This window comes from Promicromonospora sp. NPDC110617 (assembly GCF_055598465.1).
Genome location: NZ_JBVKBM010000005.1, coordinates 141,572 through 164,102, shown reverse-complemented (window position 1 = coordinate 164,102; position 22,531 = coordinate 141,572). Strand labels below are relative to the sequence as shown.

General features: G+C 71.0%; 25 protein-coding genes and 1 pseudogene. 12 read left to right on the top strand and 14 right to left on the bottom strand.

Features of this window, described 5'->3' with window-relative positions; all coding sequences use genetic code 11:
* Nucleotides 1-16: 16 nt before the first annotated feature.
* Nucleotides 17-1,677: pseudogene (gene ctaD, locus ACZ7LE_RS24765) on the top strand (aa3-type cytochrome oxidase subunit I); the annotation flags it as partial.
* A 126-nt stretch (nt 1,678-1,803) separates the two neighbouring features.
* Nucleotides 1,804-2,562, top strand: coding sequence for a polyphosphate--glucose phosphotransferase (gene ppgK, locus ACZ7LE_RS24760; RefSeq protein ID WP_470405877.1), 759 nt, complete (start codon nt 1,804-1,806; stop codon nt 2,560-2,562).
* A gap of 138 nt (nt 2,563-2,700) precedes the next feature.
* Here the strand turns inward: ppgK and ACZ7LE_RS24755 are convergent, their stop codons facing one another.
* The 3 genes from ACZ7LE_RS24755 to ACZ7LE_RS24745 form a co-directional block, all read right to left on the bottom strand.
* A complete protein-coding gene (locus ACZ7LE_RS24755) occupies nt 2,701-3,435 on the bottom strand; it encodes a hypothetical protein (RefSeq protein WP_470405876.1) in 735 nt (244 codons plus the stop codon).
* A 175-nt stretch (nt 3,436-3,610) separates the two neighbouring features.
* Nucleotides 3,611-4,105: a GNAT family N-acetyltransferase gene (locus tag ACZ7LE_RS24750; protein WP_470405875.1), complete on the bottom strand. Its 495-nt coding sequence runs from the start codon at nt 4,103-4,105 to the stop codon at nt 3,611-3,613.
* Nucleotides 4,106-4,187: 82 nt separating this feature from the next.
* Nucleotides 4,188-5,051: an alpha/beta fold hydrolase gene (locus ACZ7LE_RS24745; protein WP_470405874.1), complete on the bottom strand. Its 864-nt coding sequence runs from the start codon at nt 5,049-5,051 to the stop codon at nt 4,188-4,190.
* A gap of 47 nt (nt 5,052-5,098) precedes the next feature.
* On the opposite strand from ACZ7LE_RS24745, the gene ACZ7LE_RS24740 reads away from it, so the two are divergent.
* Nucleotides 5,099-6,049: a GlxA family transcriptional regulator gene (locus tag ACZ7LE_RS24740; RefSeq protein WP_470405873.1), complete on the top strand. Its 951-nt coding sequence runs from the start codon at nt 5,099-5,101 to the stop codon at nt 6,047-6,049.
* Nucleotides 6,050-6,110: 61 nt separating this feature from the next.
* Here the strand turns inward: ACZ7LE_RS24740 and ACZ7LE_RS24735 are convergent, their stop codons facing one another.
* Complete coding sequence (locus ACZ7LE_RS24735; protein WP_470405872.1) at nt 6,111-6,656, bottom strand: hypothetical protein; 546 nt, start codon at nt 6,654-6,656, stop codon at nt 6,111-6,113.
* Nucleotides 6,657-6,701: 45 nt separating this feature from the next.
* On the opposite strand from ACZ7LE_RS24735, the gene ACZ7LE_RS24730 reads away from it, so the two are divergent.
* The 5 genes from ACZ7LE_RS24730 (at nt 6,702) to ACZ7LE_RS24710 (ending at nt 10,877) form a co-directional block, all read left to right on the top strand.
* Entirely contained in the window at nt 6,702-7,154 is a 453-nt protein-coding gene (locus tag ACZ7LE_RS24730; RefSeq protein WP_470405871.1) for a MarR family winged helix-turn-helix transcriptional regulator, read from the top strand.
* 236 nt (nt 7,155-7,390) lie between these two features.
* Entirely contained in the window at nt 7,391-8,200 is an 810-nt protein-coding gene (locus ACZ7LE_RS24725; RefSeq protein ID WP_470405870.1) for an ATP-binding cassette domain-containing protein, read from the top strand.
* The gene (locus ACZ7LE_RS24720) at nt 8,190-8,933 is read left to right on the top strand and encodes a hypothetical protein (RefSeq protein ID WP_470405869.1); all 744 of its coding nucleotides are present in this window, start codon (nt 8,190-8,192) and stop codon (nt 8,931-8,933) included. The genes ACZ7LE_RS24725 and ACZ7LE_RS24720 overlap by 11 nt, the downstream gene beginning before the upstream one ends.
* A gap of 10 nt (nt 8,934-8,943) precedes the next feature.
* Nucleotides 8,944-10,218: a sensor histidine kinase gene (locus ACZ7LE_RS24715; RefSeq protein WP_470405868.1), complete on the top strand. Its 1,275-nt coding sequence runs from the start codon at nt 8,944-8,946 to the stop codon at nt 10,216-10,218.
* Nucleotides 10,215-10,877, top strand: coding sequence for a response regulator (locus ACZ7LE_RS24710; RefSeq protein ID WP_470405867.1), 663 nt, complete (start codon nt 10,215-10,217; stop codon nt 10,875-10,877). Before ACZ7LE_RS24715 ends, ACZ7LE_RS24710 begins: the two co-directional genes overlap by 4 nt.
* A gap of 795 nt (nt 10,878-11,672) precedes the next feature.
* Here the strand turns inward: ACZ7LE_RS24710 and ACZ7LE_RS24705 are convergent.
* The gene (locus tag ACZ7LE_RS24705) at nt 11,673-13,130 is read right to left on the bottom strand and encodes a DHA2 family efflux MFS transporter permease subunit (RefSeq protein WP_470405866.1); all 1,458 of its coding nucleotides are present in this window, start codon (nt 13,128-13,130) and stop codon (nt 11,673-11,675) included.
* Between the two features lie 53 nt (nt 13,131-13,183).
* Between ACZ7LE_RS24705 and ACZ7LE_RS24700 the strand changes: the two genes are divergently transcribed.
* Nucleotides 13,184-13,840, top strand: a complete 657-nt coding sequence (locus tag ACZ7LE_RS24700) for a TetR/AcrR family transcriptional regulator (protein WP_470405865.1) — start codon at nt 13,184-13,186, stop codon at nt 13,838-13,840.
* A gap of 319 nt (nt 13,841-14,159) precedes the next feature.
* On the top strand, nt 14,160-14,633 hold the full coding sequence (locus tag ACZ7LE_RS24695) for an Imm21 family immunity protein (RefSeq protein ID WP_470405864.1): 474 nt from the start codon (nt 14,160-14,162) through the stop codon (nt 14,631-14,633).
* Nucleotides 14,634-14,724: 91 nt separating this feature from the next.
* On the opposite strand, the gene ACZ7LE_RS24690 is transcribed toward ACZ7LE_RS24695, so the two are convergent.
* The 3 genes from ACZ7LE_RS24690 to ACZ7LE_RS24680 all read right to left on the bottom strand — a co-directional run bounded on the left by ACZ7LE_RS24690 (nt 14,725) and on the right by ACZ7LE_RS24680 (nt 18,224).
* Nucleotides 14,725-15,435 (bottom strand): ANTAR domain-containing protein, encoded by a 711-nt coding sequence (locus ACZ7LE_RS24690; RefSeq protein ID WP_470405863.1) that lies wholly within the window; start codon nt 15,433-15,435, stop codon nt 14,725-14,727.
* A gap of 147 nt (nt 15,436-15,582) precedes the next feature.
* Nucleotides 15,583-16,443 carry an SDR family oxidoreductase gene (locus ACZ7LE_RS24685; RefSeq protein WP_470405862.1) on the bottom strand — a complete coding sequence of 287 codons (861 nt, stop codon included), beginning with the start codon at nt 16,441-16,443 and terminating at the stop codon, nt 15,583-15,585.
* On the bottom strand, nt 16,440-18,224 hold the full coding sequence (locus tag ACZ7LE_RS24680) for a thiamine pyrophosphate-requiring protein (protein ID WP_470405861.1): 1,785 nt from the start codon (nt 18,222-18,224) through the stop codon (nt 16,440-16,442). The genes ACZ7LE_RS24685 and ACZ7LE_RS24680 overlap by 4 nt, the downstream gene beginning before the upstream one ends.
* 230 nt (nt 18,225-18,454) lie before the next feature.
* On the opposite strand from ACZ7LE_RS24680, the gene ACZ7LE_RS24675 reads away from it, so the two are divergent.
* Both ACZ7LE_RS24675 and ACZ7LE_RS24670 read left to right on the top strand, forming a co-directional pair.
* Nucleotides 18,455-18,670, top strand: coding sequence for a hypervirulence associated TUDOR domain-containing protein (locus tag ACZ7LE_RS24675; protein ID WP_470405860.1), 216 nt, complete (start codon nt 18,455-18,457; stop codon nt 18,668-18,670).
* Entirely contained in the window at nt 18,667-18,876 is a 210-nt protein-coding gene (locus ACZ7LE_RS24670) for a DUF3140 domain-containing protein (protein WP_470405859.1), read from the top strand. The genes ACZ7LE_RS24675 and ACZ7LE_RS24670 overlap by 4 nt, the downstream gene beginning before the upstream one ends.
* A 223-nt stretch (nt 18,877-19,099) precedes the next feature.
* On the opposite strand, the gene ACZ7LE_RS24665 is transcribed toward ACZ7LE_RS24670, so the two are convergent.
* From ACZ7LE_RS24665 to ACZ7LE_RS24640, 6 genes are all read right to left on the bottom strand, one after another.
* Entirely contained in the window at nt 19,100-19,345 is a 246-nt protein-coding gene (locus tag ACZ7LE_RS24665; RefSeq protein WP_470405858.1) for an HAD family hydrolase, read from the bottom strand.
* A gap of 269 nt (nt 19,346-19,614) precedes the next feature.
* Nucleotides 19,615-19,989 (bottom strand): hypothetical protein, encoded by a 375-nt coding sequence (locus ACZ7LE_RS24660; RefSeq protein ID WP_470405857.1) that lies wholly within the window; start codon nt 19,987-19,989, stop codon nt 19,615-19,617.
* 36 nt (nt 19,990-20,025) lie between these two features.
* Nucleotides 20,026-20,724, bottom strand: coding sequence for an iron transporter (locus tag ACZ7LE_RS24655; protein ID WP_470405856.1), 699 nt, complete (start codon nt 20,722-20,724; stop codon nt 20,026-20,028).
* Between the two features lie 608 nt (nt 20,725-21,332).
* On the bottom strand, nt 21,333-21,494 hold the full coding sequence (locus tag ACZ7LE_RS24650) for a hypothetical protein (RefSeq protein ID WP_470405855.1): 162 nt from the start codon (nt 21,492-21,494) through the stop codon (nt 21,333-21,335).
* Between the two features lie 124 nt (nt 21,495-21,618).
* Nucleotides 21,619-22,224 carry a flavodoxin family protein gene (locus tag ACZ7LE_RS24645; RefSeq protein WP_470405854.1) on the bottom strand — a complete coding sequence of 202 codons (606 nt, stop codon included), beginning with the start codon at nt 22,222-22,224 and terminating at the stop codon, nt 21,619-21,621.
* A 28-nt stretch (nt 22,225-22,252) separates the two neighbouring features.
* Nucleotides 22,253-22,522: a DUF7218 family protein gene (locus ACZ7LE_RS24640; RefSeq protein WP_470405853.1), complete on the bottom strand. Its 270-nt coding sequence runs from the start codon at nt 22,520-22,522 to the stop codon at nt 22,253-22,255.
* Nucleotides 22,523-22,531 lie beyond the last annotated feature (9 nt).

Below are 22,531 nucleotides of genomic sequence, written 5' to 3'. Positions count from 1 at the left end.
AGGAAGCAGCATGCAGATGACCACCACCGCCGCGAGGACCCAGCACGAGGTCGTGCCAGGACTCGCGCCCACCCGCCAGTCGCTGGGGCGCACCGTCGTCCGGTGGATCACGTCCACCGACCACAAGACGATCGGGTATCTCTACCTGATCACCTCGTTCCTCTGGTTCTGCGTCGGCGGTCTGATGGCGCTGACCATGCGCGCGGAGCTGTTCGAGCCGGGCATCCAGATCGTCCAGAGCAAGGAGCAGTACAACCAGCTCTTCACGATGCACGGCACGATCATGGCCCTGCTGTTCGCCACCCCGCTGTTCGCGGGCTTCGCGAACGTGATCATGCCGCTCCAGATCGGCGCGCCCGACGTCGCGTTCCCGCGGCTGAACATGTTCTCCTTCTGGATGTTCCTGTTCGGCGGCCTCATTGCCGGCGCGGGCTTTCTCACCCCGCAAGGGGCGGCTTCGTTCGGCTGGTTCGCGTACGCCCCGCTGTCGACCACCACCTACAGTCCAGGCGTGGGAGGCGATCTGTGGGTGTTCGGCCTGGCACTCGGTGGTTTCGGCACAATTCTGGGCGCGGTCAACTTCATCACCACGATCATCACCATGCGTGCCCCGGGCATGACCATGTTCCGCATGCCGATCTTCACCTGGAACACGCTGATCACCAGCCTGCTGATCATCATGGCGTTCCCGCCGCTGGCCGCAGCCCTGTTCGCGCTGGGCGCCGACCGCCGTCTCGACGCGCAGATCTTCAACCCGGAGAACGGTGGCGCCATCCTCTGGCAGCACCTCTTCTGGTTCTTCGGGCACCCCGAGGTCTACATCATGGCCGTCCCCTTCTTCGGCATCGTGTCCGAGGTGCTGCCGGTGTTCAGCCGCAAGCCACTCTTCGGCTACACGGGCCTGGTCTACGCGACCATCGCCATCGGTGCCCTCTCGATGACCGTGTGGGCCCACCACATGTACGTCACGGGCGCCGTCGTCCTGCCGTTCTTCGCCTTCACCACCATGCTCATCGCGGTGCCGACCGGCGTGAAGTTCTTCAACTGGATTGGCACGCTCTGGCGAGGCAAGCTCACGTTCGAGACGCCGATGCTCTTTGCCATCGGGTTCCTCGTCACGTTCCTCTTCGGCGGGCTCACGGGCGTGATCCTCGCCAGTCCGGCCCTGGACTTCCAGCTCTCCGACTCCTACTTCGTCGTGGCCCACTTCCACTACGTCCTGTTCGGCACCGTGGTGTTCGCGATGTTCGCCGGGTTCTACTTCTGGTGGCCAAGATGACCGGTCGCATGCTGTCGGAGCGCTGGGGCAAGGTGCATTTCTGGGTGCTGTTCGTCGGCTTCCACACGACCTTTCTCGTCCAGCACTGGCTGGGCGCGGCAGGAATGCCCCGCCGGTACGCGGACTACATGCCCGACGAAGGCTTTACCTGGCAGAACCAGGTCTCCACGATCGGCGCGTTCATCCTCGCGGTCTCGATGCTGCCGTTCTTCTGGAACGTGTACGTGACTGCCCGCAGGGCGCCGCAGGTGAGGGTCGACGACCCGTGGGGGTATGGCCGCTCCCTGGAGTGGGCCACGTCGTGCCCGCCGCCGCGGCACAACTTCGCGTCGCTCCCGCGCATCCGCTCGGAGTCGCCGGCGTTCGACCTGCACCACCCGGAGGTCGTCGCGATGGAACGCTCCTAGCGCGTCGGCGAGGTGCTCCGGGCATCAAGGCCGACACGGATGCGTTGAGGTCGGTACGAGCGGGACGCCCCATGACCGTGCACCGTCCGGGCGAGGAACAGCAGAGAGGACGACATCGTGCCTGACCTGGCATTCGGAATCGACATCGGTGGATCGGCGATCAAGGCTGGTCGGGTCGACCTCGGATCGGGCAACGTGCTGAACAGGCTGTCGCACGTCACGACGCCCGTGCCGTCCACGCCGGACGCCGTCGTCGCGGCCGTCGACCGGCTGCTCGACCTCCACGGAGTGACCGGTGCGATGCCCGTGGGCCTGTCGATCCCCGCCCCTGTCGTGCACGGCGTCATCCCCTTCATGGCCAACCTCGACCAGAAGTGGACCGGCGTCGACGTACCGACCCTGGTGGGGGACCGCCTCGCACAGTCCGTGGTCGCCGTGAACGACGCGGACGCCGCGGCGCTCGGGGAGGTGCGCTTCGGCGCCGCCAAGGGTGTGGCGGGGACAGTGATCGTCACGACCTTGGGAACGGGAATCGGTTCTGGTGTCGTCGTGGACGGCAGACTCGTCCCCAACGTGGAGCTGGGGCATCTGGAGATCGACTCGTACGACGCCGAGACGCGCGCGTCGGCGCGCCAGAAAAACGCGGAGAACCTGTCCTGGGAGCAGTGGGCCGCACGGCTGCAGCGCTACTACTCCCACGTCGAGAAACTGTTCTCGCCGGACCTGTTCGTCGTCGGCGGGGCCATCTCGGAGCAGGCGGCCCACTTTCTCCCCTTGCTGGACCTGCGGACACCGATCGTTCCAGCAGTCCTCAGGAATCGCGCAGGGGTGGTCGGAGCCGCGCACGCCGCGTGGGTAGCGGCTTCTGGTACCTAGAGACTGGCTCGTGCTTTGCTGACGCGGTCGGTGCGGACCCGGTGGTGGGTGTCACGGGCCCGTTCGTCAGTTACCCCGCAGGTCGGCGGGGAGCTCTGATCGCTCACGGTGCTCAGGCGGTGACGCCACCGCCTCGTGCTACCGCAGGTCGGGCCCGACCGTGGGTGATGTCGTTTCGCCGCTGAGGGTGGGTTCTGTGCTCTGGTAGCGCCCTCGTCCGCGGACCTGCTGCAGGGCCAGCTGGGTCGCGACGGTTCCGGTCAGCGCGACGCCGAAGCCGAGCGGTGTGCCGAGCCTGTCCACCAGCATCGCGACCAGGAAGCAGAAGACCGCGAAGCCGGGCAGCCCGGCCAGTACGCCCCGCAGCGTGTGTACCGTCTCAGCCGACCCGCGTTGGGCCAGCGAGAATGCCGCGACCACGCCGGTGGCGATCGGGAACGGCGCGAGCACTCCGGTCACGCCCGGCCCCAGTGCGCCCGATGCGGCGGTCACCACCACCACGAGCGCCGCGGTCGCGGCAGCGCGGCCGGGCAGATCCCACCATGGCCAGGCCATTGCCGGCCGCGAGTCCGACGAGCTGATGCCGGACGGTAGTGCCCGGGACACGCCCCAGACCGCAGCGAGCACGAGAAGGAAGCCCAACCAAGGTGGCAACGTCAGTTGTGCGAGGGTCATCAGCCCGAGCAGCGAGGACGAGGCCGCTGCGGCTCCGAACCCGGTGCCGTGCTCAAGGCAGGTGATCAACAAGATCGGCCCCGCGACGATCGGCAGCGCCACCAGCACGCCTGTCATCTGGGATCCCCACCGGCGACCGGCCAGCGACGAGCCGACCACGAGTGCGGGCGCCAGCAGGAGCTTCAGCAGCAGCGTCACTCCGAGACCCCAATAGGTGCAGTCTCACGCGGAAGGCTCGCATCGGACGCCGGGACGTGGCGCGGCCGGGAATCGTGACGGACCCTATGGGTCCTGACGGTGCGGGCACGTCCACGCCGTTGCCTGTCGCCCTGGCACCGAAGCCCGACATCGGGTCGAGGTCGTTCCTGACGGGTCATCCGAGATCGATGCTCATGTCGAAGTTCTCCAGCGTCTGCCCCCGGATCGTGCCCCGGCGGGCCGCGTCGACCACGAAGCCGAAGCGCTCGAAGGCGGGCCGAGCGGTGAGGCTGGCGTGCACGTGCAGGCGGTGGTGCCCTGCGACGGCGGCCTCTCGCAGGACATGGGCGACAAGCGCACGGGCGACGCCCTGGCGGCCGGCGTCGGGGTGGACGAACAACATGTCGAGCACGCCGACGTCGGTGAAGTCGCTGAAACCCACGACCGCTCCATCGAAGCAGGCCAGGTACGTGTGGGCGGCTGAGCGGCGTTGGTCCCACCGGGACTCGTCGATCGTGGGAGGCGCCCACGCGGCGAGTTGCTCGGCGGTGTAGTCGCGACTCGCCGTGCCGTGGACTGCCGCATGGAAGACCCGCCAGGTGGCGCCGGCATCACCGGCCTCGTAAGGGCGGATCAGAAGTGTCTTGGCGGGTCGGGCACTCTCTGTCATGGTCAGGTCCTTCCGCAGGTGCGACCACCGCAGCAACGCGCTGCCGTGATCCGACGAAGTGAGGGTGGGCGACGTCGAGCGCCTAGTCGGTGAAGAAGTCGGCGAGCGCGCGAGCGACGAGGTCGGGTGCATTCTCCATGGGAATGTGACCCGCATCCGGAACGCGTACGAGCGTGGTGTGCGGGATCTCCGCGGCGAACCGTTCGGCGTACGCCACGTTCTGGAACACGTCGTCCTCGCCCCAGACCAACAGCTTGGGTGCGGCAGAGCGCCGCAGCGCGGGAAGCAGCTCCATGGTGTAGCGGCTGTCGGCCGCACCCGCCAGGTTCATCCAGGAACGACGGACACCCTCCTGGGTCCACGGCTCGAGGTACTCGCTGATCCGCTGCTCGGTAGCGGCGCCGGCCAGTGCCCGGGTCACCGCTTGCCGCCGGGCGGCGAGCAGTTCCTCCGCAGTGATCGCCGCGGCGGCTTCCTGGTCCCTGAACTGGGCCACGCCAGATACCGGCCACGAGTCATAGGTGACCGAGTTGACCAACGCCAGTCGCGGCACCTCCAGGCGGACCCCGGCATGGAGGTGCTGGGCGACCGCGCCGCCGATGTCATGGCCTGCAACACATATCGGCCCGGAGAGCTGCAGTGCGCCCGTGAACCTCGCTACCCAGTCCGCGAGAGCCGGAACTGTCCCTGTCGTCAGGTCGAGCTGGCCGGCTGAGCGACCTAGCCCTGGCAGGTCGACCGCGATGGGTCGCAGCCCGGCATCGGCCAAACCGTCGAGCACGGGCAGCCAGACCCGGCTCCAGTAGGTGCCGTGCAGCAGCAGCACGACCGGGCCATCCTGATCCACCGTCAGGTAGCTGGCACCCTGGCCGTCCACCTGCACATCACTTCTCAGCACTCTTGTCTCGTCGCTCTCGCTCATGCCGACCACCATCGCCAGGATCACCGCGCACATCCAGAGTCTGGAAAGACGTCTACAGGTACATTCTGGCCATGAGCCTTCATCGCGTGGTGGCGCTGGTCAACCCACCCCAGTCGCCCTTCGAGCTCGGCTGCGCGGCTGAGGTCTTCGGCACGGTCCAGACGGGCGTGCCGCCGCGCTACCACTTCCAGATCTGCGCCGAACGTCCCGGCCCCGTGCCGACCAGCGTCGGCTTCGAGATGCTCGTCGACGCCGGACTGGAGGCTCTGCAGGACGCGGACACCATCGTCGTGCCCGGATGGCTTCCGCATGGCACTCCGGTCCCGACGGCCGTCATCGAACAGCTGCGCGTCGCCCACCGGCGCGGGGTGCGGCTCGTCGCGATCTGCACCGGCGCCTTCGTCCTCGCCGCGGCCGGGCTGCTCGACGGCCGCCGTGCCACCACGCACTGGCGGCACACCGGTCGGCTGGCCGAGGCATTTCCCGGAGTGCAAGTGGAATCGGACGTGCTCTACATCGACCACGGTGACGTGGCGACCAGCGCGGGAACTGGCGCGGGCATCGACCTGTGCCTGCATCTGGTGCGGTCCGACCACGGCGCCGCCTACGCCGCTCAGGTGGCCCGGAACATGGTTCTGCCGCCGCGCCGGGAAGGAAGCCAGCTCCAGTACGCGGCACAGCCCGCACCGTCCACCGCAGATGAGTCGTTGGGGCCGTTGCTGGAATGGGCCATGGGGAGACTCGACTCCCGGCTGACCCTCGACCGCCTCGCCGAGCGCGCCGGAGTGTCCAGCAGAAGCCTCGCGCGCCGGTTCCATCACCAGTTGGGCACCAGCCCGGGGCAATGGCTGCTGGCGCAGCGCCTCGACGCGGCGCGCGCACTGCTGGAGCAGACCAGTCTGCCGGTCGAAGCCATCGCAGCGAGGGTCGGCCTGGCCTCGGCGGTCAACCTACGTCGCCGATTCCGCGACCGGCTGGGCACCACACCCAGCGCCTACAGACGCACCTTCAGCGAAACCTGACAGCACATCGGCACGCGACCGACCTTCGCTGGAAGCAGTCGGTAGAAATGACGCGCGGCCGTCAGCCTCGCGTGCGCGTGGCCTGCATCCGCTCCTCGACGGCCCAGGTCCGCGCCTCGTCCGTGGATCGTTCGCCGACCCAGGTGAACGAGTCCGGGGTGATGTCGGTGAACCGCCAGCGCAGCAACGGATGCCCGTCGAGGCTGACGAGCACGACCTCGTCACCTTCCTGGCGCCCGACGAACGTCCGGACGCGCCCGTTGACCGGCTCGATCCACGTGGACCGCCAGGCGCCGAGGGCGGGATCGTAGAACCGCAGGGTCGACCCGTGGAACGACCGCGGCGCGATACCCGCGCCCGGCTGGTCGGGGCCCGGCACTATCCAGACGTCCTGGACGGCCCGCCCACCGAGCACCCAGCCGAAGTGCAGCTCCCCGACGGCGGTCTGCTGCAGGCCGGTCTCGTCGGTCCCGTACCAGCGGATGTCCCACGAGCCCACGAACTGCCCGAAGGTCTCCAGCTCGGTTGCGTGCTCTCGCACGGGTCCGTCCGCGTGCAGGGCCGCCGCGAGGCCTCCGCCACGACGTTCCTCGTTATTCGTCAGCATGCTGTCAGTCTGACAGGCTGCTGTCGATATGTCACCATGTCAGTCATGAGTCGCACCGACAGAAGCACGGCCGAGGAGTACCGCCTGTTGATCGCCGACGTGTACGAGCTCGCCGGTGCGTCGCGCCGCACGAGCGAGGCCCTGGCCGCGCAGGCGGGGCAGACGGTGGCGCGGTGGCATGCGTTGAGCGTCTTCTCGGCCGGCTCGATGACGGTCGCGGACGGCGCGCGGCGGCTGGGCCTCGCCCGGCAGAGCGTCCAGCGCGTCGTGAACGATCTGCTGGCGGAGGGGCTGCTCGCCTCAGCACCCAACCCGGGCCACCGGTCGGCGCCGCTGATCGCGACGACGGCGCAGGGCGACATCGCGCTGGCCACGCTCGTCGGCCGCTCCGACACCGACCGGCACGCTCGCCTCCGGGTGGCCGGCGTCACCCACGAGGAGCTGCGCACCGCACGACAGACCATCCGGAAGATCCTCGGGTCGCTCGGACAGCCGTGAGCGGTGAGCACCTCGGCACGGTCGCGACGTTTCGCGCGGGGCGGCGAGCCCGGTCGGCGCACGGATGCCCACGCCTCCGCCTGCCGGCCTCGACGACGAGCTCGGCGGGTCCGGACAGTGCCCGTCCGGTCTCTCAGCGCCGGCTGGAGACCGCCAGCTCGCCTGGCCGTGTCAGGCCTGAAGGTCCGTACTTTCGTTGGTACCGGCATCCTGCCTGCGGCAGCGAGGCTGGCCGCATGATCCAGATCGAGCACCTGACCAAGAGGTACGGCGCCACCACGGCGCTGGAAGACGTGACGTGCGAGGTGGCGGCCGGCCGCGTGACGGGCCTGCTCGGCCCCAACGGCGCGGGCAAGTCCACGCTGATGCGGCTCGTGCTGGGCCTCGATCACGCGACGTCCGGCACGGCACTGGTGGCGGGCCGCCCGTACGCGTCCGTGCGCCGGCCCCTGCACGTCGTCGGCGCCCACCTGGGCGGGCACCCCTGGCACCCGCAGCGCACGGCCCGCCAGCACCTGCTGGCCCTGGCACGCAGCAACGGTATCCCGGAACCCCGGGTCGGCGAGGCGCTCGAGCTCACGGGGTTGCGCGACGTGGCCCGCCGCCGGGCCGGCGGGTTCTCGCTCGGGATGGGGCAGCGGCTGGGGCTGGCTGCCGCGCTGCTTGGCAACCCGCGCGTCGTGGTCCTGGACGAGCCGGTGAACGGCCTGGACACCGACGGCGTGCGCTGGATCCGGCGGCTGCTGCGTCGCCTCGCTGACGACGGGCGCACGGTACTGGTCTCCAGCCACCTGATGTCGGAGGTGCAGCTCGTGGCAGACCATGTGCTGGTACTGGGGCGGGGTCGCCTCCTGGCTGACGTGCCCACCGCGGACCTTGCCGCGCGCGCCCGGTCTGAGCACCTTGCCGAGGGTATGTCGGCCCTGGAGTCGGGTTATCTCGACCTGGTGGGCGATTCGGCGCAGTACCTGGCCGACGACGACCTGACCGGGCCTCCGGCTGGCGATGCCGCGGACCTGCGGACGGACGTGCGTCATGTCCGTTGAGCTCCGTGAGGTGGCGGATACGGCCCGGGCCGAGTGGGGCAAGACCTGGTCGGTCCCCGCGCCGGCGCTCTGGCTGGGAGCCGCGGTGCTGATCGCGTTGGCCACCGCTCTGACGCTGGCCAACGACGTGGTGCACGCCGCTTCGTCCGGCGAGCTCCCACCCGGGGCACGAGTTGCCGTCGCCGACGTGCTCGGTCCGGTCGTGAGCTTCGCCCAGGTGGCCGTGGCGGGTTTCGCCCTGCACCTGGTGACGCCGGAGTACGCGGCCGGCTCGATCGGCCCGACCTTCCTCGCCACACCGCGCCGGCGGGTGGTCGTGGCCGCCAAGGCGGTGGTGGCCGGCGGGGTCGCCGCGTCGCTCGGCGCCCTGCTCGGCCCGTCCTGCGCCCTGCTGGCCGCCACCGTGCTCGGTGACCACGCCGGCGAGCCCGTCCCCTTGGCTCAGGCCGCCGCCGGGACCGCCGGGGTCTTCCTCGCCGCCGCCCTCGTCTCCGTCGGGCTGGGTTTCCTGTGCCGCAGCGCCGTCGGGGCACTGTCCGCCGCGTTCGTCCTGCTGGTGGTCACGCTCGCGATGCCGGGCGGGGCGGGGCGGTGGCTGCCCGGCCCTGCCGGCGCGGCGCTCGTCGCCGACACCACGGACCTGTCCCGCCCGTTCGGGATCGCGGTGCTCGCCGCCTGGTCCGCCGCGACCTTGGGCGCGGCCGTGTGGACGGTGACGCGCCGCGATGTCTAGCCTCGGCCCGATGAGAACCCACCCCGTGCTGCGCTGGGCGGCCCCCGCGTTCGTGGTGGCCCAGGCCGCGGTGCTGGGCCTCGGGTGGTGGACGGGCTCGGGGCTGCTGCTGGCGCTCACGGAGCTGGTGATGCTCACCGGGTTCGGCGGTCTCCTGCTCCTGGCGCAGTACCTCCTGCTGCGACGCCGGTACACGAGGGAACGCGAGAGCGCCCGCCGCACGGCGGAGCGCCGGCGCGTGGCCGACGAGGTGCACGACCTCGTCGGCCACGAGCTCAGCCTCATCGCGATGCAGGCGGGCCTGCTCGAGCTGCGGTCCACCGGCCAGGACGCCGAGCTGGCTGGACGCCTGCGCCGGCAGGCCGACCGTGCCGTGGCCGGCCTGCACGACGCCGTGGCCCTGCTGCACGGCGGCGTGCCGCAGGAGCCGGTCACCGGCGACATCGAGACGCTCGTCGCCCGGGCCCGCGACGCGGGTGCACGGGTCACCCTGCACGGTGACGTCGACCGGGCGACCGACGTCGTGCCCGCGGCGGAGCCGGGCCGGATCAGCGTCCCCGTCCGCCTCGCCGTGCGCGCGGTCGTCCGCGAGGGGCTCACCAACGCCGCCCGGCACGCGCCCGACAGCCCGGTCGCCGTCGTGCTCGCGACCACGACCGAGGCCGCCGGCGAGGTGGTCGAGGCGCGCGTGGCCACCTCGGGCGTCGTCCACCCGGCGGACGGCGCGGCCGGGGCCGGCGAGCGGGCGTCCCGCGACCGCGCCGGGCGGGCGTCCCCGCGCGAGGGACACGGGATCCCCGCGCTGCACCGGCGCGTCGCCGCGCTCGGCGGGAGTCTGGAGACCCGGTACGAGGACGGCGCGCACGTCCTGACGGCACGCATCCCCACCCGGCTCGCGGACCACCCGCCCGAGGGCACGGATCCCGACACAGCCACGGTCGCACCGCCCCTGCGCGTCCTGGTACGGCAGGTCGCCGCACCGGTCGCGCTCGCGTGCGCCGCGGTGCTCGGGTTCTGGACATGGGCGTCCCACGACACCACCGCCGAGCCCGACGTGCTCGCCCGGATCGCCGTCGGCCTGCCGACGGCGGAGCTGGACGCCCTGGTGCCCCCACGGCAGGCACCCGTACGCCTCGACGACCGGGCACCGGCCCCGCCGCCCGGCTCCACGTGCCGTGTCTACACCGACGGGAACTTCCCGCTCGCAGCCGCCTCGGTCGAGGTGTGCGCCGACGACCAGGCCGTCACCCGCGTCACCGACCTCGCCGCGGAGCCCCTGTGGTGACCGCGCCGGTCCGGGTGCTCGTGGTCGACGACGATGCCCGCGTCCGCGAGGCCCTCACCGGGACGTTCGCCACCGACCAGGGCATCGACGTCGTCGCCGAGGCGGCCGACGGGCGCGAGGCGCTCGCCGTGGTGCGGGCGCGACGACTTGACGTCGTCGTGCTGGACGTCCGCATGCCCGTGCTGGACGGCCTCGGTGCGCTGGAGGTGATTCGCCGTGAACGGATGCCGGTCCGCGTCGTGGTGCTCACCAGCTTCGGCGAGAGCGAGTACGTTCGCCGCGCGATCACGCTCGGGGCCGACGGCTTCCTGCTCAAGTCCGGCGACCCTCGCGACCTGCTGCGCGCGGTGCGGGGTACGGCCACGGGGGAGACCTGGCTCTCGCCTGCCGTGGCCCATCAGGTGGCGCACGACCTGCGTCAAGGGCAGGCCGGGCGGGAGGAGGCCCGCCAGGCGGACGCCAAGCTGGCTACGCTCAGTGCCCGGGAGCAGGAGGTGGCCGGCCTCCTCGCCCGCGGGCGCACCAATGCGGAGATCGGGACGGACCTGCACCTCAGCGAGAGCACGGTCAAGGCGTACGTCAGCTCGGCGATGGAACAGCTCGGCGTGCGCAACCGGGTGGAGCTCGCCTGGCAGGTCTGGAGCGCCAGAAGACAGTGAGGTCAGACATGCGCTGGGCAACGCTGGTTCCTGCTTGCCGCAGTCGCGTTACCGCTGCAGGACAACGGCGGATCATGCAGGCGAGCTGGCACCGAACCCGAGGGAGGAGCAGCCCGTGCTCTTGGACGACACCAGACGGGACGCGGACAGCGCCGCACGACCTCCGGTACGCCGTCGCCTGCCTACCCCTGGATTCCGCGATGTGTGGACCTGGCGGCCACCCAAGCGTCGTGCGGTCACAACGAACGAAGCGGGGCCTCCTCCTCTGTGTGGGAGCCGAGATCGCCCGCCTGCAGCGCCTGATGATGGTCGTGGAACCTCGGAGAGCAGGCTCGCGGGTCGTGACTCCTGAGCATGGCAGGGCCGGCTCGGCCAGAGCGAGCGCTCTGAGGTGCGGAACGTGGTGACGCTAGTGCGTGCCAGTCGTGGGGTATATGCCCGAAGGACCCTGGGCCGTCGCATCTGCAATCGCACTCGATATGTCTTCGAATCCACGATCAGCCGTCCTGCGTCCGTAATCTGCGTCGTTGAGCGCTCGGTAGTGAGCGAAGAGGTACGCCCTCCGGGGATCAGTGCCGCTCCTGCTGATCAAAGAGTCGAGGCGGTTGCGGATGCTCGATGACAGCTGACCGCCCGCATCTTCGAACTCGTCGAAGCGATTCCTGAGCAGAGGTACGAGGTCCCATTCTCTCGGGCCGATCGCCGGCTTCGGCGGCGATCCTACGCGCCGCAACAATTCCAGCCGTCGCGTGATTGCGTGCGTACTTGCCCGCCCCGTCGCCCGGATGGTGGCTCTCAATCAACGGAAGGACGAGGGCCATCCTCAGACCCGGAGCGAGACACTCCTGCCGTAGCGCCGTCCGCGTTGGCCAGCCGGGCGGAGAGCGCCGCGACGGCGAGGCACGCCACGACGGGGACGGCCAGGGGCCAGCCCGCGACGTCGGCGTCCCAGCGTCCGTCGCCCAGGATCCCCACGATCCCGGCCAGGACCGCCACGCCGAGCGCCCCGCCGAGCTGGTTGGTGACGAACAGGATCGTGGTGCCCGGTGCGATGCGCTCGGGCGGCAGCGCGCGGTAGATCGACGAGACGGTCGGACTGCCGACCGAGCCGATGCCCAGCCCCACGACCAGGCCGAGCACGGCGTACAGGGCGATCCGGGCGTCGTCGTCGAGCACCACGGCCAGCGGGTAGCCCGCGAAGCCGAGCGCGGCCACGCCGGCCCCGATCCGCACGAGCAGGCCGGTGCTGACCGAGTCCGAGAGCCGGCCCGTGAGCGGCATCGCGATCAGGGTGCCGAGGCCGTAGGGCGCCACCAGCAGGCCCGCCGCCGCGGGCGAGAGGTCGCTGACCGACTGGAAGAGCTGGGGCAGCCCGAAGAACGCGGGGTACACGGCCGCGCCGAGCAGCGCCATCACGCCGACGGCGGCGCCGTAGCCCCGCGCGGAGAACGTGCCGAGGTCGACGACCGCCGTCGTGCCGCGGCGTCGGGCCCACCGTACGAAGGCGAGCAGGGCGAGCGCGCCGCCCACGACGAGCGCGACCGCGAGCGGGTCGACACCGTCCGGCGTAGCTGTGCGGGAGAACCCGGCGAGCAGCGCCGTGGTGGCGGCCGAGAGCAGCAGGAGCCCTACGAGGTCGAGGGCGGCCGGGGCGCGTTCGTCGTCCCGGACCACGAGCAGCGACACGACCCACAGGACTGTCGCGGCCACGGCGAGCACGCCGAACACCGCGCGCCAGCCGACGGCGCCGACCAGGAAGCCGCCGGTCACGGGGCCGAGCAGCGGCCCGATCGACATGGCCGCTGCCGCTGAGCCCATGACGCGGCCCATCCTGGCCGGGTCGACGGCGCGGGCCAGGGCCGTCAGCATGATCGGCTCCAGGGCCCCGGCCCCCAGACCCTGCACGACGCGGGCGACCACGAGCACCGGGAGCGTCGGGGCGACGGCGGAGGCGGCCAGGCCGACGGTGAACAGGCCGAGCGCGACCAGCCAGGTGGCGCGGGTTCCGAACCGGGTGGTGGCCCAACCGGACAGGGGGATCGCCACGCCCGCGGCGAGCAGCGCGACCGTGGCGACCCAGGACGCATCTGACTCGGAGACCCGCAGGTCGTCCGCGAGGTCGGGCACGGCGACGCCCACGACCGTGGTGGACAGCAGGGCGAGGACGCCGCCCGCCACGAGGACCGTCGCGAGGGTGCCCAGTCGGGGCGCGGAGACGCGTGTTGACCCGGTGGTTCGCTGAATTGAACTCATGAGTTCACTATATGCGCCGCGCCGGTACAGCGGTCAAGGTAGGATCTGCGGTGATGAGCACGCACCTGGACGAGGGGACGGCCGCCCGGCGGCGTGGCGGGGCGCGGCCGGACAAGCGGCGCGCGATCCTCGACGCGGCGCTGCTGGTCTTCGCCCGGGACGGCTTCGCCGACGCGTCCGTCGACGAGATCGCCCGCGACGCGGGTGTGGCCAAGCCGACGGTCTACAACCACTTCGGCGACAAGCGCACGCTCTTCCTCGAGGTGATCACCGAGTACGCCGCGCGGGCGGGGGAGCGGGTGTCGCAGATCGTCGACTCGATCGACGTCGACACCGATGACCTGCGGGCCGAGCTGGAGCGGCTCGGCGCGTCGATCATCGCGTGCGTCACGGACGCCGAGGGGGCCGCCGTGATCCGGCTGCAGTTCGCGGAGTCGCCACGGTTCGGCGACGCCGTCGACTCCATCCGCGACGCCGGGCGGGACCGCACTCTGGACCGCCTGGCGGGCAAGTTCGGCCAGTTCGCCGCGACGGGGCGGCTGCAGACCGACAACCCGGCGCGGGCAGCCCGGCATTTCATGGCGCTGGTCCAGGACGAGGTGCTCACGCGCAGCGCCTACGGCGCCCGACTGATCGATCCGGCCGAGGCCGTCGGGCCGGTCAATGCCGGCGTCGACACGTTCCTGGCGGCGTTCGGACCACGCGCCTGAGAAGCCAGGTCGGATCGTCGCCTGAGGGGTGGGCACCCCGGCCTCATACGGTGCCGAAGCGGGCGACAACAGTCTCCGCGGCCTGGTCCACGGCGTCCTCGACCTGGGATCGCGGAGACCGCGGAACTCGTGCCTGACGACCACGGACGCCGCTCGACAACGTTGCAGCCCTTGTATACCTCCGTGTCGAACACGCGCGGACGTCCGCCGGCCGAACCCTTACGCAGCTGGTGGGCGGCGTGGTCGCTATTCTCCGGACTGGTTAACGCGATCCCGCGGGTTCGCAGCGCGCGGCGACTACAGAGGATTTGGTGGATAGATGAGGTGGCTCGAATCGACCGGCGGTCCCACGGTCGTGATGCAGGCGACTTCGGTGGCTGAGTGGTCCGGATATCGTGGCCCTGACTATGATCTTGCTTGCTCTGTCCACGACATTGGGATGGTCGAGGTAGGCGGGGAAGGGCGCTCATTCTCTGCACTGTCCCTCTCGGGAGAGCCGATGTCCACTACATGGTCAGATCACCTGGGCTGCGTGATCCAGTGGGGTTGGGCCGACGATGAGGACGACCTTTTCCAAACAATTAGGTCGTCCTGGAACGGTCTCAAGTGGGATGTCGTCGGATCGGTGGAATGGCAGGGAGTGGCCGTAATGTTCGATGCCGCGACTCCTGGTAGTCAACTGGTTGCCGACGAGTTGATGGAATGGTCGATCGCTGACCAGGGCGTGTCGATCATGGTGACGGAAATCGAAGAAGGTTCGGTTGCGTGTCGGCTGGTCAAGGTCGGTACCTAGAGATCACGCCGCTCGCGTTCCTCGCCCCGTCCGCCGTCGACGAGGCAGTGGTGCTCTACCGTGAGGCCTTCGCACCGGGAGCCGACGGCACCTAGGTGGGCCCTTCCCTGCCGGGCGACCTGATCGGGTCGACGGCGTCTGCCGTGTCCTGCGTCGCGGATGGCTCGCTCACGACGAGGGCGCGCAGGATGATCTCGGCGACCTTGCGGCGGGAGACGTTCCGGCGCAGGGAGGCGGACTCGAGGACGTGTCTCGCCGTGTGCTCGGGGCAGTCGTTCGCCTCCATGATGGCGCTGACGGCGTGCTCTGTCACGACCAGGTCGGACATCCGTCCGTAGTGCTCTGACACGTCGTCGTCGAGCTGGGCGCGAGCCAGACAGACCCGCACCATGTCCACGCCGAGCTGTGCGTATCCGCCGGCCGTGGTGAGCAGCGTGGGCGTCCAGTCCAGAGAGGTGCGGGAATAGACGTTCACGGCCACGGCGATCGTGTCGTCCAGGTCTGCGGGGACCGCCACCGCGGAGACGAAACCCTCACGGATGGCCTGCCGGCGCCACGCCGTCCAGCCCTGACCGTCCCCTATCGACGTCACAACGCGCGCGACCTGCTCGTCCATGGCGTCGATGCAGGGGCCATCGTTCGCGAGGGACTCGGCCTGGTCGCACCGAGCGGCGCCGTCGGAGCTGCTCCCGGCACGCACTGCGACCCCGAGCTGGCGCATGGTGATGCTGACCTCGGTCCTGGCGTCCAGCACCGAAGCCGCCTGCAAGGCCAGCTCGCGCGGGAACGCCGAGATGGTCATGATCCGGTTCCTCCGGTTGCCATGATCCAAACCTCCAGGACCAGCTACTCCGATCGTAGGCTCGCTCCCGCGACGAACAAAGCTTCCGGGGACGCTGAATCCCACACCTCCGGAGGCGTGCCCCGGTGTCGCGAGGTCGTAGCGGTGTCAGAAGACCGGCTTGCCGCCCGTGACGCCGAGCACCGTCCCGGAGACGTACGACGCCGTCACGGGCGAGGCGAGGTAGACGAACGCCGGTGCCACCTCGGCGGGTTGCCCGGCCCGGCCCAGCGGGGTGTCAGCGCCGAACGCGGTGATCTTCTCCTCGGGCTGGGTCGCGGGCTGCAGCGGGGTCCAGATCGGCCCCGGTGCCACGGCGTTCACCCGGATGCCGCGCGGGCCCAGCTCGGCCGCGAGGTTCACCGTGATGTTGTTGATCGCGGCCTTGGTGGCCGCGTAGTCGAGCAGCGACGTGGACGGCTGGTAGGCCTGGATCGACGAGTTGTTGATGATCGCCGCCCCCTCGCGCAGGTGGTCGAGCGCGGCCTGCGTCACCCAGAACAGGGCGTACAGGTTCGTCTTCAGCACCCGGTCGAGGTCGTCGGTGGTCACCTCGGCCACGGTCTCGCGCCGTGCCATCTGGTAACCCGCGTTGTTGACCAGCACGTCGAGTCCGCCCAGGTCACCGGCGGCCCGGTGCGCGACCTCGCGGGCCGTGGCCTCGTCGCGCAGGTCCCCGGGGAGCAGCACGCAGCGCCGTCCGGCGGCCTGCACCAGCTCCTGGGTGGCGCGCGCGTCCTGCTCCTCCTCGGGCAGGTACGAGATCGCGACGTCGGCACCCTCGCGTGCGAACGCGATGGCGACCGCGCGCCCGATGCCGGAGTCGCCACCGGTCACCAGCGTCTTGTAGCCCACCAGCTTCTCGCTGCCGACATAGCTGGCCTCGCCGTGGTCGGGCTCCGGGTCCATCCGGCCCGTCGTGCCAGGCGGCTCCTGCTGCTGGGCGGGGAAGGCGTTGTCCTGGTTCATCGGGACCCCTTTCGCTTCTCGTCGTCTCGTTGCTCCGACAGCAGGGCGCGTGCCTGATCCGGGTCCGGCTCCTGCTCCAGGCCCGCCAGGGTGCGTTCCACCGTGGACTCGGGCCGGCGAGGCGGTAGCAGCGGGACGTCAGGGTCAACCACCGCCTCGATCAGGACCGGCCGGTCGGCGGCCAGCGCCTGCTGCCAGGCTTCGCCGACCTGGCCGGCCTCCTCCACGCGGAGCCCGCGCAGGCCGAGCAGGTCCGCGTAGCGGGCGTACGGGAAGGGCGGTACCCGCTGCGAGGCCGGGAACCGGGGATCGCCCTCCATCTCGCGCTGCTCCCAGGTGACCTCCGCGAGGTCCCCGTTGTGCAGCACGAGGACCACGAACCGTGGGTCGGCCCAGTCGCGCCACCGGTCCGCGACCGTGATCAGCTCCGACAGCCCGTTCATCTGCATCGCGCCGTCCCCGGCCAGTGCCACCACCGGGCGGTCCGGGTGGAGCAGCTTGGCCGCGATCCCGTACGGCATCGCGGAGCCCATGGAGGCCAGGGTGCTCGACAGGTGCGCGGGCACGCCCGGCGGCAGCCGCAGGAACCTGGCGTACCAGTACGTCACGGAGCCCACGTCCACGGCCACCTGCGCGTCGCGGGTCAGGTGCGGCGACAGCTCGCGGACGACGTGCTGCGGGTTGAGCCGCGCGGGCCGCTGGGCGGCCCGGCGGTCGGCGACGTCACGCCAGGCGGACACTGCGCGCTCGACGTCCGCCCGCCAGCCGGCGCGTGCGGGCAGCAGGGGAGCGAGCGCGGTGAGCGTCGCGGCGGCGTCGCCCGTGAGGGCGACCTCGACGGGGTACTTGGTGCCGATGTTGCGGGGCGTGACGTCGATCTGCACGGCGCGGGCCTGCCCGGGCGCGGGGTAGAACTCGGTCCACGGGTCGTTGCTGCCCACCACGAGCAGGGTGTCGCACCCCGCCATGAGCTCGGCGGAGGCCGTGGTGCCCAGGTGCCCCATGACCCCGCAGTGGTAGGGCAGCGACTCGTCGAGCAGGGGTTTGCCGAGCAGCGACGTCGTCAGTCCTGCGCCGAGGCGCTCGACGACGTCGCGCACCTCGCGCTCCGCCCCGGCGGCGCCCTGGCCGATCAGGACGGCCACCCGCTCGCCCGACCCGAGCACGTCGGCCGCCGCCCGCAGGCTGTCCTCGTCCGGGAGCAACCGCCCGGCCGAGTAGGCGGTCGACGACTGCACGATCCCGTGCTCCTGCTGGTCGCGTGCAGGCGCATCGGCCTGCTGCACGTCGTGCGGGACCACGACGCAGACCGGGCTGGAGGTGGCCTGCGCCGTGCGGAAGGCGTTGTCGAGCACGTGCGGGAGCTGGTCGGGTGCGGACACCACCTGGAGGTACTGCGCGCAGACGTCCTTGAAGAGAGTCTGCAGGTCCACCTCCTGCAGGTAGCCGGAGCCCAGCGCGGTGCGCACCACCTGTCCGACGATCGCCACGACCGGCTTGCGGTCCAGCTTCGCGTCGTAGAGGCCTTCGAGCAGGTGGATGGCGCCGGGCCCCTGGGTGGCCAGGCAGACGCCGGTACCGCCCCCGTACTTCGCGTGGCCCGTCGCCATGAAGGCGGCCATCTCCTCGTGGCGCGCAGTGACCAGCTGGATGCGGTCCTGCTGCCGGTGCAGAGCGGCCAGCAACGGGTCGACGCCGTCGCCCGCGTACCCGAACACCCGCTCGACGCCCCAGTCGACCAGCCGCGAGACCAGGTCGTCCGCCACCGTGGCGGCGCTCATACGGTCTCCCTGCCGGCCCGGCCGCCGGCCTGCTCCTGGCCCTGCCGTGTGAGTGATCGCATGAGAGTCCTCCTCGACGTCGCGCCGGTGGTCCTGAACGTGCAGGCCGTCGCGGGGCGCGACGGCCCCTCCACGTTCACCCGGGGCCGCTCCACCCGCATGTCGGACGAGGGCTGCGCCGCGCAGTCAACTGTCGTGCGAGTCGCAGGCGAGCGGCACACAGTGGGCTCATGGGTGAGAAGAAGCCCCGCAAGGGCGACGAGGTGACCTGGTCGAGCCACGGGCAGACGGTGCACGGCGGGGTGGTCGAAGAGATCACCGAGGACACCGAGGCCGCAGGCCGGACGGTCCGGGCCTCGGAGGGCGACCCGCGGTACCGCGTGCGCAGCGACAAGACCGGCAAGGACGCGGTGCACAAGCCGTCCGCGCTGGACGACGACTCATGAGCGACGAGTTCGACGACGCCGTGAACATGACCCCGGCCGAGCTCGAACGATGGTTGGACACGGACGAGTCGAGGTCGGTCGGCCAGTCCGACGGCGGTGAGTCTGTCGGGCACCCGACGAGCACTGCGCCGGTCGCCTGGGCGGACTGCCGCACCGAACTGACCGCCGTGCTCGACATCGCGATGATCGCCCCGAGCGGCGCGTAGTACGGCTGCTCGGAGAACGGCGCCGGTGCGAGCACCGCGACGACCCACGCCAGCGACGCCGCGAGCGAGCCCTTGATCGCCAGCGCCCAGCGCGGGTGGCGTGACCAGCGGCGATGCAGGGCGACGAGGAAGCGCGGCGGGGTCGGCATGACCGCCAGGCTCACCCGGCGTCCGGTCACCCGCATCCCCACAGGCGTCGTGCGGGACGGCGCCCGCCTGCGCCCTAGACCCTGCCTCTCGGCATGACGAAGCTCCGCGCGCCGGAGGTGACCGCCGCACCGATGCCGCCGCGGGCGTCTCCCACCACGAGGCACTCGGCGGGCAGCACCCCCAGCTCCGCCGCGGCCCGAAGTGCCAGCCCGGCCTCCGCCTCGCGGCACGTGCAGCCCTCTCCTGGTGCGTGCGGGCAGAGCTGCCAGGTGTCGACCCGGCCCAACGCGCGGCGCGCCTGCCGGTCCACGGTGTCCACCTGGGCGACGGTCAGGTGACCCCGCCTGACGTCGGACCGGTTCGACATCACGCCCACGAACAGGCCGTCCGCCCGGAGTCCTTTCAGGACGCGCCACGCGCCCCAGGCCCAGGACCTGGCGCCACCGCCACGCCCCGCCGGCTCGGTAGCTGACGGCCGCGAACGGGGCGAGCACACTTGTCACGACCGTCCGGCACGATTCGACACCGCGGCCGGGCGGAGCCCGAGTACGGGCCGTTCGGCGCCGATCACGGCGTGCGTCGACCAGCTCACCTGAGCAGCTCGTCTGCCGACACTGTGAGCCGCACCTGCTCGCCGGTGACGGAACCGATCTGGCCGGCCTCGACGTAGCGATGTCCTGAGAACAGCCCCTTGCTGTCGACCCGGACGAACCCGAGACGCACGAGGCGTTCCTGGGCCTGTTGGTCCATTCCACTGTCGGTGCCGAACGCCCGGGCGATCCACGTCAGCACGCTGTCGGCCGTCTCGGCCGTCTCGGGCGTCTGGCCGGCGCCGGTGACGGCGCCGGCGTCGGCCAGGTGCACCTCGTCGACGGTACCCAGCTCGTGACCGTCGGCGTCGAGGACCGTCATCCCGGTCGTCACGTCACGGATAGGCCCCTTCGGGCCGGTGAACTCTGACATGCTCGTTCCTCTCCTGCATCGTCGCCGTAGGGTCGGTCAGCTCGGTGGGTCGACCGGTTCGGCACCACGTTCGATACCGACCCCGGAGAACTCGACATCGACCGGTGAGACGAACCGCCGTCCGTTGATCTCGTCGTGCCGCATGAAGGGCGGCGGGTCGACGTGCACGCGCAGGGTGTAGTCGCCGTCCTCCGGGAGCTCCCAGTTGCGGGCGTAGTGGTAGAGCATCGGGTGCCAGACCAGCTCGTGGGGAAAGGGCCCGAGCTCCTTCCCGCCGGGTGTCACGAGGGTCGCGCTCACGTCCAAGCCGGGGACGAAGCGCCCGTCGGCCGCGTCGCAGACGATCACCTCCACGTGCGTGTTCGCGTCACCGGGGTTTTGCCAGACCAGTTCGCCGTCCTGCACCTGGTACATGCCCTCGGCGTCCTCGATGGCGTAGCCGACCAGGTAGTCGCCGACCTGTTTCGTCCCCGCCGTCTTGGCGACGTCCTGCGCCATGTGGTCGAGGGCGCGCCGGTAGGCATCTCCCTGGGCGACGGCCAGCTGCAGCTGGCGCTCGGTCGCCTCCGACGAGCCGGGGTCCATGGGCGGGGTGGTGGGGGTCGTCGTCATCCGTGCCTCCTCGGGTGGAAGGTGGGCGCACTTTGATGCTGCATCGCCGGTCTCCCGCTCGCACCCGCGGGCCATCGGCGCCCCCTCGGGGTCGATGCCCAGGGCCAGGGCGACGATTCCCATGGCTTGACGGCACCGGACCAGGGCACCGCGACCTGTACGTGCGAGCGGGGACTCGCCGTCCTAACGTCAAGGCGCGGCGTCGCGCTCGTTCCTCATGGACGACGCCGCACCACGACGGCAGTACTCGTAGCCGACGACCTGACACAAGAGGCGACATGGACCACTCACGCGCACCGGTGCTCGAGGCACTGCAGGAGTTCCGTCGCCGCGACGACGTCGTCCTCGGTCCACCGGCTCACGGCCAGGGCCGAGGAGCGGACCCCGCGTCGTCGACGTCGTCGGCGCAGGCGTGTTCGCCTCGGACGTGCTGATGCTCAACGGCCTTGACGACCGACGCCAGTCCCAGGGCGTCCTGGCCGAGGCGCAAAAGCTGATGGCAGACGCCGTCGGGGCCGAGCACGCGTTCTTCTCCACCTGCGGCAGCCCGCTGTCCGTCAAGAGCGCCAGGTACAGCCCGTCGATTGGCGTCTCGGGCCGGCCGAGACCGGGCGTAGGCCGGAAGAACAGCTCTTGGTGCAGGGACGACGTCCCGCCGTCGACCGCGCCGCCGACGAGGTTGCGGTCGGCTGCCTCCAGGTCCGCCGGGCCCTGGGTCGCGCACCCCTGCTCTACTGCGCGAACAGCGCCAACCACGCCGCGCCGTCGCCCGTGCCGTCGTTCGCGTCGAAGGTCTCTAGGCCCGCCGCGGTGCGCACGGCGCCGCCGGGAGTGTCCTGCTCCTCGAGCGCCAGCACGTCCCAGCCTGCGTCGACCATTGCGTTGGCGGCCACCAGCCCCGTTCGGCCCGGCGCCGATGACCACCGGGTTGACAGTTCGGTCGGTAGTTCTCAGCGTGCCCACGATCTCTCCCGGTCGCCGGCGCGTTCGTCGGCGGGCCCGGGGACCGGGCCGGGTTCAGTCCTCGTGGGGCGGCACGGGGTGCGCGGCGAGTGCCGAGGCGACGGCGTGCAGGTTGTGCGCCATCAGCCGCCCGGTGCTGTGGGACCACTCGTGGCCGTGGTCGGTGTCCGGGTACTCGGGTCCTGGGCCGGGGCCCTGGTTCCAGTAGGTCCAGGCCTGGCCGGGCACGGTGTATCCGATGTCGCCGAGCGCCCCGCTGATCTCGGAGATCACGTGATGTGCGCCGTCCTCGTTGCCGGTGACCACCACGCCGGCGACGCGGTTGTAGGCGACCGGTGTGCCGTCGGCGGACGTCTCGGAGAGCATCGCGTCCATGCGTTCCAGCATCCGCTGGGCCACCGACGAGGGCCGGCCGAGCCAGGTCGGGGTGACGACGACGAGGATCTCTGCGTCCAGGAGGCGTTCGTGGACCGCGGGCCAGTCGTCGCCGTCGCCGAGGTCGGTCTCGACGCCCGGCGGCACGGACAGGTCCGTGAGCCGGAGCCGGTCGACCGCCACGCCCCGTTCCTGCAGGGCGGACGCCACAACGTCGGCCAGGGACTCGGTGTTGGACGGTGCGGGGGAGGGCTTCAGGGTGCAGCTCAGGAACAGCGCTTTCATGAATCTCCTGTCGGGTCGGTCTGTCGGGTCAGTGGGAACGAAGTGCCTTGATCAGGTCGCTCTTGCGCATCGTGGAGCGGCCCTCGATGCCGATCTCGGCAGCGCGCTTGCGCAGTTTCTCCACGGTCCAGTCGTCGTAGTCGCCGGACTTGCCGCCCTTGCGGCCCACGCTCTTGCGGGAGGTGTTCGCGGCGGCGTTCGCGATCCGCGCGGACTTCTCCTTGGAGCTGCCCTCGTCGCGGAGCTTCTCGTACAGCTTCTTGTCCTTGACACTCGGTCCGGGGTCTCGCTTCGGCATGGTCGCTCC

Bases quoted from the DNA above. Each gene is read 5' to 3' on its own strand.
- ACZ7LE_RS24750 (WP_470405875.1), bottom strand. From the start codon at position 4,105: ATGACAGAGAGTGCCCGACCCGCCAAGACACTTCTGATCCGCCCTTAC.
- ACZ7LE_RS24740 (WP_470405873.1), top strand. From the start codon at position 5,099: ATGAGCCTTCATCGCGTGGTGGCGCTGGTCAACCCACCCCAGTCGCCC.
- ACZ7LE_RS24735 (WP_470405872.1), bottom strand. From the start codon at position 6,656: ATGCTGACGAATAACGAGGAACGTCGTGGCGGAGGCCTCGCGGCGGCC.
- ACZ7LE_RS24730 (WP_470405871.1), top strand. From the start codon at position 6,702: ATGAGTCGCACCGACAGAAGCACGGCCGAGGAGTACCGCCTGTTGATC.
- ACZ7LE_RS24725 (WP_470405870.1), top strand. From the start codon at position 7,391: ATGATCCAGATCGAGCACCTGACCAAGAGGTACGGCGCCACCACGGCG.
- ACZ7LE_RS24720 (WP_470405869.1), top strand. From the start codon at position 8,190: ATGTCCGTTGAGCTCCGTGAGGTGGCGGATACGGCCCGGGCCGAGTGG.
- ACZ7LE_RS24715 (WP_470405868.1), top strand. From the start codon at position 8,944: ATGAGAACCCACCCCGTGCTGCGCTGGGCGGCCCCCGCGTTCGTGGTG.
- ACZ7LE_RS24705 (WP_470405866.1), bottom strand. From the start codon at position 13,130: ATGAGTTCAATTCAGCGAACCACCGGGTCAACACGCGTCTCCGCGCCC.
- ACZ7LE_RS24700 (WP_470405865.1), top strand. From the start codon at position 13,184: ATGAGCACGCACCTGGACGAGGGGACGGCCGCCCGGCGGCGTGGCGGG.
- ACZ7LE_RS24695 (WP_470405864.1), top strand. From the start codon at position 14,160: ATGAGGTGGCTCGAATCGACCGGCGGTCCCACGGTCGTGATGCAGGCG.
- ACZ7LE_RS24690 (WP_470405863.1), bottom strand. From the start codon at position 15,435: ATGACCATCTCGGCGTTCCCGCGCGAGCTGGCCTTGCAGGCGGCTTCG.
- ACZ7LE_RS24685 (WP_470405862.1), bottom strand. From the start codon at position 16,443: ATGAACCAGGACAACGCCTTCCCCGCCCAGCAGCAGGAGCCGCCTGGC.
- ACZ7LE_RS24680 (WP_470405861.1), bottom strand. From the start codon at position 18,224: ATGAGCGCCGCCACGGTGGCGGACGACCTGGTCTCGCGGCTGGTCGAC.
- ACZ7LE_RS24675 (WP_470405860.1), top strand. From the start codon at position 18,455: ATGGGTGAGAAGAAGCCCCGCAAGGGCGACGAGGTGACCTGGTCGAGC.
- ACZ7LE_RS24670 (WP_470405859.1), top strand. From the start codon at position 18,667: ATGAGCGACGAGTTCGACGACGCCGTGAACATGACCCCGGCCGAGCTC.
- ACZ7LE_RS24660 (WP_470405857.1), bottom strand. From the start codon at position 19,989: ATGTCAGAGTTCACCGGCCCGAAGGGGCCTATCCGTGACGTGACGACC.
- ACZ7LE_RS24655 (WP_470405856.1), bottom strand. From the start codon at position 20,724: ATGGGAATCGTCGCCCTGGCCCTGGGCATCGACCCCGAGGGGGCGCCG.
- ACZ7LE_RS24645 (WP_470405854.1), bottom strand. From the start codon at position 22,224: ATGAAAGCGCTGTTCCTGAGCTGCACCCTGAAGCCCTCCCCCGCACCG.
- ACZ7LE_RS24640 (WP_470405853.1), bottom strand. From the start codon at position 22,522: ATGCCGAAGCGAGACCCCGGACCGAGTGTCAAGGACAAGAAGCTGTAC.